This window comes from Actinoplanes sp. M2I2, from assembly GCF_023544445.1.
In the GTDB taxonomy this organism is placed as follows: Bacteria; Actinomycetota; Actinomycetes; order Mycobacteriales; family Micromonosporaceae; genus Actinoplanes.
In genome coordinates this window covers 219,858-232,101 of record NZ_JALPVJ010000008.1, presented here as the reverse complement: position 1 = coordinate 232,101, position 12,244 = coordinate 219,858, and the positions used below count along the sequence as shown (strand labels likewise).

At 73.6% G+C, this 12,244-nt stretch carries 12 protein-coding genes; all 12 read left to right on the top strand.

The genetic code is table 11. The features are described 5' to 3' along the window. Positions 1-8 precede the first annotated feature (8 nt). Genes HJC40_RS18070 through HJC40_RS18015 form a run of 12 tightly spaced genes read left to right on the top strand, consistent with a single transcriptional unit; the run spans position 9 to position 12,240 of the window. Positions 9-1,877, top strand: coding sequence for a phage tail sheath subtilisin-like domain-containing protein (locus HJC40_RS18070; protein ID WP_250002277.1), 1,869 nt, complete (start codon positions 9-11; stop codon positions 1,875-1,877). Positions 1,878-1,912: 35 nt separating this feature from the next. Beyond that, complete coding sequence (locus HJC40_RS18065; protein ID WP_250002276.1) at positions 1,913-2,374, top strand: phage tail protein; 462 nt, start codon at positions 1,913-1,915, stop codon at positions 2,372-2,374. After that, positions 2,347-4,374, top strand: a complete 2,028-nt coding sequence (locus HJC40_RS18060; RefSeq protein WP_250002275.1) for a phage tail sheath subtilisin-like domain-containing protein — start codon at positions 2,347-2,349, stop codon at positions 4,372-4,374. The genes HJC40_RS18065 and HJC40_RS18060 overlap by 28 nt, the downstream gene beginning before the upstream one ends. Before the next feature lies 1 nt (position 4,375). Further along, a complete protein-coding gene (locus tag HJC40_RS18055) occupies positions 4,376-5,848 on the top strand; it encodes a DUF4157 domain-containing protein (protein WP_250002274.1) in 1,473 nt (490 codons plus the stop codon). Then, positions 5,845-6,414, top strand: a complete 570-nt coding sequence (locus tag HJC40_RS18050; protein ID WP_250002273.1) for a HEAT repeat domain-containing protein — start codon at positions 5,845-5,847, stop codon at positions 6,412-6,414. Before HJC40_RS18055 ends, HJC40_RS18050 begins: the two co-directional genes overlap by 4 nt. A gap of 35 nt (positions 6,415-6,449) precedes the next feature. Beyond that, a complete protein-coding gene (locus HJC40_RS18045) occupies positions 6,450-6,932 on the top strand; it encodes a phage tail protein (RefSeq protein WP_250002272.1) in 483 nt (160 codons plus the stop codon). Next, a complete protein-coding gene (locus HJC40_RS18040; RefSeq protein WP_250002271.1) occupies positions 6,929-8,191 on the top strand; it encodes a hypothetical protein in 1,263 nt (420 codons plus the stop codon). The genes HJC40_RS18045 and HJC40_RS18040 overlap by 4 nt, the downstream gene beginning before the upstream one ends. Beyond that, positions 8,188-8,355 (top strand): hypothetical protein, encoded by a 168-nt coding sequence (locus HJC40_RS18035; protein ID WP_250002270.1) that lies wholly within the window; start codon positions 8,188-8,190, stop codon positions 8,353-8,355. Before HJC40_RS18040 ends, HJC40_RS18035 begins: the two co-directional genes overlap by 4 nt. After that, positions 8,348-9,436 carry a phage late control D family protein gene (locus HJC40_RS18030; protein WP_250002269.1) on the top strand — a complete coding sequence of 363 codons (1,089 nt, stop codon included), beginning with the start codon at positions 8,348-8,350 and terminating at the stop codon, positions 9,434-9,436. Before HJC40_RS18035 ends, HJC40_RS18030 begins: the two co-directional genes overlap by 8 nt. A gap of 28 nt (positions 9,437-9,464) precedes the next feature. Further along, entirely contained in the window at positions 9,465-10,166 is a 702-nt protein-coding gene (locus tag HJC40_RS18025; protein ID WP_250002268.1) for a phage baseplate assembly protein V, read from the top strand. Then, the gene (locus tag HJC40_RS18020) at positions 10,163-11,839 is read left to right on the top strand and encodes a hypothetical protein (protein ID WP_250002267.1); all 1,677 of its coding nucleotides are present in this window, start codon (positions 10,163-10,165) and stop codon (positions 11,837-11,839) included. The genes HJC40_RS18025 and HJC40_RS18020 overlap by 4 nt, the downstream gene beginning before the upstream one ends. After that, positions 11,836-12,240, top strand: a complete 405-nt coding sequence (locus tag HJC40_RS18015; protein ID WP_250002266.1) for a GPW/gp25 family protein — start codon at positions 11,836-11,838, stop codon at positions 12,238-12,240. The genes HJC40_RS18020 and HJC40_RS18015 overlap by 4 nt, the downstream gene beginning before the upstream one ends. Positions 12,241-12,244 lie beyond the last annotated feature (4 nt).

Sequence of the window (12,244 nt, the reverse complement as noted above, 5' to 3'; positions counted from 1 at the left end):
TCCGTCGCATGCCCGAGTATCTCTCTCCCGGCGTGTACGTCGAGGAGACGTCGTTCCGGTCGAAGTCCATCGAAGGGGTCGCGACCAGCACCACCGGGTTCGCCGGCATGTGCCGGTACGGTCCGGTCCAATACGTGAACGGCCCGCGGAGCACCGAGCCGCGGCTGATCACCAGCTTCACCGAGTTCGAGCGGGTGTACGGCGGGCTGGAGCCGATCGTGCCGTTCGACGGAGAACCGGCCCGCGAGGCCTACCTGGCCCACGCCGCCCGGGCGTTCTTCCTCAACGGCGGCCGGCGGCTCTACGTCAGCCGCGTCTTCGCGCCCACCGGCGCCGACCCCGAACTCGACTTCGGCCTGAGCGCGCTGGCGCTGCCGTTCGGCACCGGCGACAACGCGACCTGGCGGGCCCGCTGGCCGGGCCGGTACGGCAACACGCTGATCACCGTTCGGCCGGTCCGCAAGCGCAACTGCGCCTATCAGAACGAGGCGTTCGGCACCCAGGCCACGGCCCTGGGGCACGGTGCGGTCGTGGAGATCACCGAGGGGCCGGCCGAGCCGCCACTCGCGGACGCGGACCTGACGGCGGACTCGCTCGCCGTGGTCGTGGAGGACCCGGACGTCCGGGACGTCGCCGGCCGCGCCCAGCAGACGTTCCGGAAGGCGGACGGCGGCGCCGTGCCCACCACCACCGCGACGATCATCAAGGAGATCGTGCTGCAGGTGCTGGTGCAGCCGGACGCCGAGCGCGTCGACGCGTACGGCGACCTGGCCACCCACCCCGCGCAGCGCCGCTGGATCGGCCATCTCCTGCAGGCCGACGACCCGGAGGACGAGGACGCGGTGGTCTTCCTGGACACCACGGCCCCGGACTCGGTCACCCGGGCCATCGCTCTGATGCTGGCGCTGCAGACCCCGGTCGAGGGGGCCCGGCTGATCGGTGGCAACGACGGCGCCGTGCCGATCCCGGCCCTTCTGGCCGGCCTGGACGCCTCACCCGACGTGGCCACGCGGAAGGCCACCGGGCTGGCGGCGCTGGCCGAGCTCGAGGACGTCGCGATCGTCGCGCTGCCCGACGGCGGCACCTACGACGACCCGGAGTTGTGCCAGGCGGCCGCGTCCGAGCTGATCGGGCACGTCGAGCGGGCGAAGTACCGGATCGCGGTGGTGGACGCGCCGCGGGCGAGCTCGATGACCGAGGTGCGGTCGTTCCGCGGCAAGTTCGACACCACCAAGGCGGCCATGTACCACCCGTGGATCGAGGTCTTCGACCCGTTGCAGCGGCCCGCTCAGGGCGCTCCGCCGCGCCGGATTCTGCTGCCGCCCTCCGGCTTCGTCACCGGCATCTACGCCCGCAACGACATCACCCGCGGCGTGTTCAAGGCACCGGCGAACGAGGTGGTGCAGGGACTCACCCGCTTCGAGGTGAACATCAACGGCCCCCGCAACGACGTGCTGAACCCGGAGGGCATCAACGCCCTGCGGTTCTTCCCGGGCCGCGGCAACCGGGTCTGGGGCGCGCGCACCATGAGCTCCGACCCGGAGTGGATGTACGTCAACGTGCGCCGCCTGTTCAACTTCCTCGAGCACTCCATCGACCGGGCCATGCAGTACGCCGTCTTCGAGCCCAACAACGAGCGCCTGTGGGCCGGGATCCGGCAGTCCGTCGAGGACTTCCTGTACGTGCAGTGGCTCAGCGGCGCGCTGCTCGGCGGCACCCCCGAGGAGGCGTTCTTCGTCCGCTGCGACCGCACCACGATGACCCAGAACGACCTCGACAACGGCCGGCTGATCTGTCTGATCGGGGTGGCGCCGACCAAGCCCGCCGAGTTCGTCATCTTCCGGATCGGCCAGTTCACCGCCGACGCCCGGGCCTGATCCGTCCCGGCCGGCAGCAGGGAAAGGAACCGTCCATGGCCACCTTCCGTGACAATCCCTATCCGGGCTTCAACTTCATCGTCTCGCTCGGGGGTGACACCGGCAGCGGCGACGAGGGCACCATCGTCGGTGGCTTCTCCGACGTGTCCGGGCTGAGCTTCACCGTGCAGTACGCGGACTACCGCAACGGCAACGAGAAGGTCAACACCGTCCGCAAGGTGCAGAACACGTTCACCGTGGAGGACGTCACCTGCAAGCGCGGCGTGATCGGCTCGCTGGACCTGTTCGCCTGGCTCGAGGACGTCAGCCGCGGCACCTCCGACGCCCGCACCGTGACGATCAGCCTGCTCGACGAGGCCCGCAGCACGGTGAGCACCTGGAAGCTGCTGCAGGCGCAGCCCAAGAAATGGACCGGCCCGACGCTGTCCGGCAAGGGCGGCACCGAGGTCGCTATGGAAGAGCTCGTGCTGTGCTGTCAGCAGATCCAGTTCGTCTGAGCAGCGGCTTCGTTCCCGGCGCGCCGGGTGTCTTCGCGGTCGTGCCGAGCGCGCCCGACGACCTTCGCGCCGTGCGGCGGGACGTGGCCGCGTTCGCCGGGATCAGCCCGCGCGGGCCCGCGCGGCTGCCGCCGGGCCGGCCGGACGACGACGTGGACGTCGCCACCTGGCTGGCGGTCACCGCGGCGGCCCGATCGGTCCCGCTCGCGGTGGGCAGCTGGGACGAGTACCGGGTGGCCTTCGGCGGGTTCGAGGGACCGGGGCGGCTGCCGTACGCGGTGCGCACGTTCTTCGCCCAGGGCGGCGCCCGGGCGTACGTTGTCCGGATCGTGCACGACGAGCCCGAACCCGCCGACGTACGGCAGGGCCGGGCCTCGGGCCCGCTCGGGCTCGCCACGGGCGGTGGCCCGGCGTACCTGTTCGCCCGGTCCGAAGGCAGCTGGGGCAACCGGCTGCGGGTGGTGCTGAACGCCGTCGCCCGGCCGCTCGCGACCGACGGGACGACCACCGCGGAGGTGATCCTGCGCGGCCCCGGCAGCGCCGCGCTGACCGCCGGCGCGCTGCTGCGCCTGACCCTTCCCGGCGGCGCCCAGGTGCTCCGGTTCGCCGAGCGGGCCGAGCTGAGGCCGGACCCGGCCGGTCCCGGGCAACGCCTGCACCTGTTGTTCCAGACGGCCGTGGCGCAGGCGCCGAGCCAGGTGGAGCTGGTCGACGTCGGCCTCGACGTGGTGGACGCCGACCCGGCGCTGCCGCGCCTGGAGACGTTCGCCGGCCTCGGCCTGCGCCCGGACCACCCCCGCTGGCTGGCCCGCGTGCTGATCGCCGAGTCGGCGCTGCTGTGGCCGGATCCGGCCTGGGCCGCTCAGACGTTGTCCCTGCCCGACGCCGCGCTGCCGCCGATCCGGTCGGCGTCCTTCACCGGCGGCGCCGACCGCTGGGCCGACGTCGTCCCCGAGGATTTCTGGGATCCGTCCTGGATTCCGGGCGACGAACGGATCGGCGCCGGAGTGCACTGCCTGGCCGAGGTCGACGACGTGGGACTGCTGATGGCGCCCGACCTGTACGACCCCGCGCCGCTCACCGCGGATCCGGACGTCCTCGACCAGGTCTCGACGGCCGGGCCCGAGTTCCAGCCCTGCCTGCGGCCGGATCCGCCCGATCCGGCCACGCCGCGGATACCGGGCCTGGACGGGCTGCGGCTCGATCCGCTGATGCCGGACGAGCTCGACCGGATCGTCGCCGCCCAGCGGGAACTCGTCGCGTTCGCCGATCGGCGGCGTGAGTTCACCGTGCTGCTCGACGCGCCGCTCGGCCTGCCGCCGGCCCGGATCCTGCGGTGGCGCACCGCATTCGCCTCGCCGTACGCCGCCGCGTACCACCCGTGGCTGGACGTCGCCGCGCCGGACGACGACCGGGAGGCTCTGATCCGGCTCAACCCGGCGGCCTTCGCGGCCGGCATCATCGCCGCCCGTGAGCAGCGGCTGGGGATCCCGCGGGGGCCGGCGAACGAGATCGCCGTCGGCGCGGTCCGGGCGGCCACCGACGTGCCCGGCGCCGTGCACGACGAGCTGCATCTGGCCGGGATCAACGTTTTCCGCGGCGAGCGGGACGGCATCCGGCTCACCGCCGCCCGCACACTGAGCCTCGATCCGCGGCTGCGCCAGCTCTCCGTCGCCCGGCTGATGACCGTGTTGCGCCTTACCCTGGAGCGTCAGCTCGCGTGGGTGGTGTTCGAGCCCAACGGCCCGGATCTCTGGGCCCGGATCCGTCGGGTGCTCACCGGCCTGCTCACCCGGTTCTTCGAGGCCGGCGCCTTCGCCGGGGCCGGCACCCGGGAGGCGTTCTTCGTGCGCTGCGACCGTGGCACGATGACCGGCGCCGACCTGGACAGCGGCCGCCTGCTGTGCCTGGTCGGGGTGGCGCCGGCCGAGCCGCTGGAGTACATCGTGGTCCGGATCGCCCGCGAGCCCGACGCGTCGCTGCGGATCGAGACCCGCTGACATGGGCTTCGACCGCAGGCGCTGGGAGGCCGGCTTCGGGCAGGACCTGTCCCGGGTCGTCGTGCACGACGACCAGCACTCGGCCGCCCTGGCCGCGTCCCACGACGCGCACGCGGTCGCCCGGGAGGGCGAGCTCTTCCTCGGCCGGGCGCACGTCGCCGGTGAGCTCGCCGAGGACATGGTGACCGCGCACGAGCTGGCGCACGCCCTCGGCGCGCGGGACGAGCGGGCCGCGGACCAGGCCGGCGCCACCGCACGGGCCCGGATGCGCGGCTGGCCCGGCCCGGCGCCTCAGGTCCGGGGCCAGGGCTCCGGCGGAGCGGGCCTGCGGTCGTGCGCCCGCGGGCCCTCGGCCGCTCAGAAGGCGCTGGACGGCAAGCTCGCCTTCACCCCGGCGCTGGCCCGCGACGCCCTGATCGAGTACCGCGCGCTCTCCGGCGCCGACCGGCAGAGCGCGGTGGACAAGTACTACCCGAGCGGCGGCCTGCAGCGTCTGCTCGCCGCCCTGCCACCGGCCGACGCGTCCGGGCCGTTCAACGACGTCGTCCAGGACGTCCTGCAGCGGGTGCAGCGCTCGGCCACGCTCACCTCCGCGGCCGGCTCGGGCATGGCGAACGAGAACGCCATGGTGGTCGCCCAGTCCGCACACATGCAGGCCGAGAACCTCGCGCTGGCCCAGGCGACCACCGGCGTGGCCGCTCCGACACCGGTACAGGTGCAGGCCGAGCAGCGCAATCAGGTCGCCGCCACCTCGGTCCCACCGTCCGTGCCGGTCATGACACCCGCCCAGGAGGCGGCATACACCACCGCCGCCACCACGGCCGTGGCTGCGTTCGTGGCCTGGGCCACCGCGAACAATCCCGGCCTGGGCCTGGCCGTTGCCGACTTCTCGGTGCAGGTCCGGGCCGTGGAGGCGCGTGGCCTCAACGTGATCGCGAAGGGCGGAACGGTCGGGGGCCGCCGGGTGGCCGTGGTCGGCCGGACCTTCACGCGGTACGTCCAGGCCGACCCCGCGTACGCTCTCAGCGTGGTGATGCACGAGCTGCACGGCCACCCGGAGTACGGGCCGTACGGCACGCCCGGCAGCGAGTACGGCCTGACCCTGTACGACAAGGCGGCCGCGATGGCGCCGGGCTACGTGCAGCCGGTCGGCACCGACCGGACCAGCGAGATGGACGCGTACGGCTACCAGGAGACCGAGATCTACTCCTTGCTCCGGTCGTTGCCCTTCCACAAGCCGCTGGCCCCCGCGCACGCCGCGCTGCAGCCCTACTACCTCGAACCGGAGCCCAACGTGGTCCGCCGCCTGCAGCTCATGCGCGATCAGTGGGCGGCGGGCGTCGCCAAGGCGCTGGTCCGCGGCATGTATGAGCGATTTCGGCTGGATCCGCGCCTGACACCGGCGGCGATGAGCGCCTTCCGCCGTTCCGTGAACACCGTCTTCGCCGCCGACGCCAAGGACATCCTGAAATGAGCGGGCCGGAGCCGGACTACGCGGCGTTGCTCGCCGCCCTCCTCACCCCGTACGGGCATCCCGTGGCCCGGCGCGAACGCGAGCGGGCGCTGACCCTGTTGATGAGGGACCACGCCGGCCGGGCCCGGTCCGAGCTGCTGGAGGCGGTGCGGTCGCGGCCGGCCTCGCCGCAGGTCCCCGGCATCCTGGAGGTGCTGCCGTTCTTCGGCGGCGACGAGCAGGTGCCGGTGCTGGAATCGTTGCTCGCCGGCGAGGACCCGGACATCGCCGGCTACGCGGGAACAGCGCTCGGCCGTCTGCCGGGGCCGGCCGCCGAGACGGCGCTGCGGCAGGCCCTCGCCTCGCCGTCGGCGCGGGTCGCCGCAGCGGCCGCCGACGGGGCTGGGGTACGCGCCGACACCGGGCTGTGCGAGCCGTTGCGGGCCCGACTGGCCGACTCCGACCCGGAACTGCGCTACCACGTGGTGCACGCCCTGCTCGCCCTCGGCTGCCTGGACCGGGCGCAGCGCGAGAGCCTCGCCGCCACCGAGCCCGATCCCGGTGTCCGCGACCTGCTCGGGTGGTGACGCTCGTGTGACGACGGCCGGGAACGCTGGCCGCCATGACCGACCTGCTGCTCACCACGTTCCGGTTCGAGCTGGAGTTCACGCGGGTCAGCGGCGACGGCCCGCAGAGCCTGGGTGACGGCGGCTTTCAGGAGATCAGCGGCCTCGAGGTCGAGATGGACGTCAAGGATCTCGACGTCGGCGGCCGCAACGCCGGCACGGTCCGGCGGATCGGCCGGGCCAAGTACTCCCGGCTGGTGTGCAAGCGGGGCATGTTCGGGCCGGCCGGTGGCAACGCCGAGCCCGAGCTGTGGCAATGGTTCCAGGACGTGGTGAGCGGCGTGCGCCCGGTGCGGCGCTACGACGGCAGCGTCACCGTGCAGGATCAGCTCCGGCGGCCGATGGCCGTGTGGCAGTTCGTCCGGGCCGTCCCGGTCAAGTTGGTCGGACCGCAGCTGAACGCCCGGACCGGTGAGGTCGCGATCGAGGAGCTGCATCTCGCGCACGAGGGCCTGCTGCTGGAAGGCACCGCCCCGTGACCGCCCCGGCCGAGAACGTCGGCGCGAAGGGCGCGGTCCTGGAGGTGCTCAGCACCAAGGGCAAGGTCACCGACACCATCCCGGTGCAGTTCAACCCGGCCACGTTGCGGCTGACCATGGCGAACAACGTGGACGGCGGTGTCGCCCGCGGGCGGCCGGCGCAGCAGTACAACGGCGGCTCCAGCACGTCGTTGCACGTCGAGCTGGAGTTCGACACCGCCGACGAGGGCACCACGGAGAATCCGGTCGACGTACGCACCCACACCGCGCGGATCGCCCAGTTCGTGCTGCCCGGCGGGGAGGGCTCGAAGCAGGCGCCGCCGCGGGTGCAGTTCCGCTGGGGCTCGATCGCCGTGCCCGGCGTGATGACCGGACTGGTGGAGGAGCTCGACTTCTTCTCGGCCGAGGGCGTGCCGCTGCACGCCAAGGCGACGATCGACATCAAGGAGCAGGATCCCCGGTTCGCCGCGCTGGAGAGCGGGGCGGGCGCCAACCCGGACACCGGGGCCGCACCGGCCGGCGAGTCGCCCGCGGGCGGCGCCAACGGGCCGGGCACCTCGGCCGGCCCACCGCCCGACGGGCCTGACGCGCGTACGGCGGAGGCCCTGGACGGCGAGAGCGCCGCCGACTTCCTGGCCCGCAACGACCAGCCGCCGGAGGCGTGGCGAGCGGTCGCCGGTCTGGTCGGCGACGCCCTGGCCCTGGCGGCCGGCACGTCGATCGACTTCTCGGCGTCGCTCTCGGCGAGCATCGGCGCCGGCATCGGCGTGTCGGCGGGGTTCGAGGCCGGTCTCGACGTGTCGCTGGGCGCACGGCTCGGCCTGGCCGAGCCGGCGGGGGCGGCGGGCGCGGTGGCGGGGACGGCCACGACGGCGACCACCACGGCGACCACCACGGCGACCCGGCCGGCCGGCTTCGCGCTGGCGGCCGCCGGTGGCCTGAGCGCCGCCATCGAACAGACCGCGATCGCCGAGGCCGCCGTGGGCGCGAACGCCGGCCGGGCCGGCTTCGGCGTGCCCACCGCCCCGATCCTGCTCCAGCAGGCCGGTCCGGCCGGGGCGCCGCGGCCCCTGCCCCCGCGCTCCGATCCACGGGCCACCGGATACGGCCGCGGGGTGCCGCTGCGGGACCGGGTGACGCCCGGCTCCGGCCTGCCCGGCGGCGCCGGGTGGGTGCTGATCGCGCCGTTGCACCTTCCGGCCCCGGCGTATCCGGCCGTCGCCGGCCGTGGCTGTGGCTGCGGGGGTGGGTGCCGATGAGCGTGCACATCGGCGAGGTGACCTCCGAGGTCACCGCGACCACCGCGGAACCGTACCCGTCCCCCGAGCCGGCGCCGAGCGTCTGGCACGAGCGGGCGCGGACGGAGGCCATGCTGGAGCGCATCGCCCGGGACCGCCTGCGGACGGCGACCGGCGATGACTGACCTGGCCAACCTGTACTCCTCGCCGGCCCCGGTGTTCAGCGTCGCCGGCCGCGCCGAGGGACGGCTCGGCCGCGACCTGCTGCGGCTCGACATCGCCGAGGGTGTCCTGGGCCTGCGCACGATGGTGGCGCACTTCGGCGCCGTCGCCGCGGACACCGACGGATCCGACCGGTACCTGTCGTACCTCGACGGAAGGATCCTGGACCTGGGCACCGGGATCGGGGTGACGATCGGGCCGCCGGACGGCGAACGCAAGATCTTCACCGGGGTCGTCTCCGCGCTCGAGGTGTGCTTCGAGGAGGGCCAGGTGCCGTACGTGTCGGTGTTCGCCGAGGACGCGCTGATGCGCCTGCGGATGACCACCCGGACGGCGACCTGGACCGATCACAGCGACGCCGACGTGGTCACCGCGATCGCCGGTGAGCACGGTCTCGGCGCGCAGACCGACGTGGACGGGCCGTCCTACCCGGTCATCCAGCAGTGGGAGCAGTCCGATCTGGCCTTCCTGCGCGACCGGGCCCAGCGGCTGGACGCGGAGCTCTGGGTGGACGCGGACGACGTGGTGCACCTGGCCGGCCGCGAGCGTCGGCCCGGACCGGAGATCCGGCTGGTGCAGGGCGGCGAGCTGATCGGGCTGACCGCCCGGGCCGACGTCGCGCACCAGCGGGCCACGGTCGAGCTGCGGGGCTGGGACCACCGCTCGGTCGAGGCGGTCAGCCACGTCGCCGGCGACGCGGTGGTGGCGGCCGAGGTCGGCTCCGGCCGCACCGGCGTGCAGGTGGCCGCCCAGCTCTTCCCGGGCAGCGGGATCCGCCGTTCCCGGCGCGACGTGCTGGACCGGGCCACCGCCGAGGCGTACGCGAACGCCGAGATGCTGCGCCGGGCCCGCGGGTTCGTGACGGTGGACGGCGTCACCTCCGGCACCCCCGACCTCATTCCGGGCGCGAAGCTGGACCTGCGCCGGGCGGGCCGCCCCTTCGAGGGCGCCGGATACCGGGTCGTGCACGCCCACCACAGCTACGACCTGACGATCGGCTACCGCACCCGCTTCCGGGCCGAGCGGCCGTCGGTGTCGGCATGAGCACCCGGATCCCCGAAGGAGAACGGCCATGACGCTGCCCGGTGAGCACAGCGGTGTCCGGCCGGACGGACCGCTGCTGCCCGGCCTCTATCCGGCGACGGTCACCGCGCTGGAAGGAGACCCGCTCGGTCTCCAGCGGGTCCAGGTCGCCCTCGACTGGCTGCTCCTCGACGACGACAGCGGGCCGCCACTGGCGTGGGCCGTCCCGGTCAGCCCGTACGCGGACTCCGGCCAGGGCGTGCAGTTGCTCCCGGAGATCGGCTCGACCGTGGTGGTCGGCTTCCTGGCCGGGCGCGCGGACTTTCCGTACCTGCTCGGGGGTGTCTGGAACGGCAAGGCCGGCATGCCGGAGAAGCCCACCGACGCGAACGACCTGCGGATCGTGCAGAGCCGCTCAGGCAGCCGGCTGGAGTTCGACGACACACCGGGCGCGGCCGCCGTCCGGCTCTCCGCGGCGGGTCCGCCCGGCCAGGCGGTGCACAGTCTCGTGCTGGACGACGCGGCGCGAACCGTGACCGTCCACTCGGCCAGTGGCGCCACGGTGACGCTGACCGCGACGGGCGGGGTGACCATCGAGGCCGCCGCCACGGTCGAGATCACCGCCGCCTCGGTGACGGTGAACGCCGCGACGAGCCAGTTCAACGGCGTGGTGACGTGCCAGACCCTGATCGCCACCGGTGGCGGCGTGGTCTCGCCCGCCTACACGCCCGGCGCGGGGAACGTCTGGTGAGCCCGGCGGCGTGCTGCTCGCACTCGCACAACTGGCGGCTGGTCGCGCCCTGGTACCGGTGGGCCCGGGTGGGTGAGACCGGATCGGGCCCGTCCGGTCGCGGCCTCCGGCCCGCCCTGCACAAGTACGGTGACACCGACTTCGTCGGCCGCTTCCTGGCCGATCCGCAGGTGTCGCTGGCCTTCGACGACGACACCGACCGGGTGCAGCAGCTCGAATCGCTGACCAGCACACCGCTTCCGGGAGACCTCCGCAAGCGCTTCCTGTCCACCCGGAGCTCGGTGCCCGGGCCCACCCGCAAGCTGTTCCAGCCGGCGCATCAGCGCTTCTACCTGGTCGCGGTGGGACTCAACTGCGATGTGCCGGGCTTTCCCCGGGTGGACCCGGCCGCGGTGCACGCGACCGGATTCGTGATCCGCCGGCACCGGGTCACCCTGCCCGAGGGGGAGAAGGCGACCGCCGCGAAGCTGCTGCGCGAGCTGGCCGAGGCGCGCGCGGTGGCACAGACCCAGCAGACGTACGACGTGGCCCGGGAACAACGCCGGCGGATGCACACGTTCCGGCCGGCCGGGGTCCGGGCCGGCGACGCCGCGATGGCCGCGACCCGCCGCCTCGAGGTGCTGCGGCGGGTCGAGACCGCCCGCCGCCGGCTGCGGGTCTGGGCCGGGCAGGCGGGCGTGGAACGGCGTACCGAGGGGTGGATCCCGAGCGGCGAGGGCCGCTTCGGGGCCTGGGTGCCGATCGAGGAGACACCGGAGGAGCTGGTGGAACGGAGCTATCCGCTGCGGCTGCTGTCGGCGCCGCCCGGCGACAGCGAGCATGCGGCCGCGCTCGGCACCCTCTACTGGGGACTGGTGCCGACGGCCGGCGACGAGGTCGCGGCCGACGGCGCGGCCCGGTTCGCCCCCGGCTACGAGTACGAGATCCGCGCCTGGACCCGCGAGGAGTGCGGCGGATGCCCGGGCCCGCTGGTCTGGTCCGAGCCCTCCGAGTCGTACGGCCTCGCGTCCTTCCACGACCCGGCCGGCTGCGCCCAGCGCCCGATCGAGATCACCCTGCCGGACCTCCGGGAGCTGGAGGGCTCGACGGCGACCCCGTCGGTCCGGGTCTCGTCCCCGCCGGGATCGGCCCTGTCGGTGCCACAAAGCTCCGATCTGCCCGAGGAGGGCAGCGGCACCGTCAATCCGAACGAGCAGATCTGCTACTTCTCCATCTCGCTCTTCACCATCGTGGCGTTCTTCCTGTTCAACCTGTTCCTGCCGATCCTGCTGCTCGCGTTCGGCCTGTGGTGGATGCTCAAGCTGAAGTTCTGCCTGCCGCCGAGCATCGAGCTGGAGGGCAAGCTCTCGGCCGAGCTCGACGTCGTCGAGGGTGGCATCTCCGCCTCGGCCGGCATCGACATCGACATCCTCCCCGGCCTCGACCAGAAGAAGATCACCGATTTCCTCCGGGCCGGTCTGAACGGCACCCTGGTCGTACCGCCGGCCCCGCCCGGCGGGCTGCCCGACGGCATGGACCTCGGGACCATCCTGACCACGCTCTACACCAACGACCCGATCCTCGAGCTGCTCGCCGAGCAGGGGTACGCCGAGCCGGTAGGCGCCGGACCGATCTTCAAGCCGTCGGCGGTCTACACCGTTCCGGTGGCCCGGGACCAGGTGATCCACCCATGACTGTCGTCTCCGTCGCCGCCGACCGGCTCGGCACCGGCTGGAAACTGCCACTGGCCCCGGATCCGGTCCGGGGCGCGCTCGGCTACCGCTCCGGTCCGGAGAAGGTGCAGCAGGCGATCCTGGTCATCCTGCTGACCGAGCCGGGCGAGCGGGTGATGCGCCCGGACTTCGGCTGCGGGCTGCGCCGGTTCCTGATGGAGCCGAACACGGTCGCCGTCCGCGCCTCGATCCAGCGCGCGGTGGCGGCGGCCATCGACGCCTGGGAGCCCCGGGTCCGCCTGCGGGAGGTCACCGTGACGCCCGGCGACGACCCCGCCCTGGCGATCATCACGATCCGCTACGAGCACCGCCGGGACGCCGCCCCGGGGACGGTCGTCCGCGCGCTGAGCCTGAGGGGGTGACGGG

Excerpts from the sequence above, each read along its gene's own strand:
- HJC40_RS18070 (WP_250002277.1), top strand. The coding sequence starts at position 9 with ATGCCCGAGTATCTCTCTCCCGGCGTGTACGTCGAGGAGACGTCGTTC.
- HJC40_RS18065 (WP_250002276.1), top strand. The coding sequence starts at position 1,913 with ATGGCCACCTTCCGTGACAATCCCTATCCGGGCTTCAACTTCATCGTC.
- HJC40_RS18055 (WP_250002274.1), top strand. The coding sequence starts at position 4,376 with ATGGGCTTCGACCGCAGGCGCTGGGAGGCCGGCTTCGGGCAGGACCTG.
- HJC40_RS18050 (WP_250002273.1), top strand. The coding sequence starts at position 5,845 with ATGAGCGGGCCGGAGCCGGACTACGCGGCGTTGCTCGCCGCCCTCCTC.
- HJC40_RS18045 (WP_250002272.1), top strand. The coding sequence starts at position 6,450 with ATGACCGACCTGCTGCTCACCACGTTCCGGTTCGAGCTGGAGTTCACG.
- HJC40_RS18035 (WP_250002270.1), top strand. The coding sequence starts at position 8,188 with ATGAGCGTGCACATCGGCGAGGTGACCTCCGAGGTCACCGCGACCACC.
- HJC40_RS18030 (WP_250002269.1), top strand. The coding sequence starts at position 8,348 with ATGACTGACCTGGCCAACCTGTACTCCTCGCCGGCCCCGGTGTTCAGC.
- HJC40_RS18025 (WP_250002268.1), top strand. The coding sequence starts at position 9,465 with ATGACGCTGCCCGGTGAGCACAGCGGTGTCCGGCCGGACGGACCGCTG.
- HJC40_RS18015 (WP_250002266.1), top strand. The coding sequence starts at position 11,836 with ATGACTGTCGTCTCCGTCGCCGCCGACCGGCTCGGCACCGGCTGGAAA.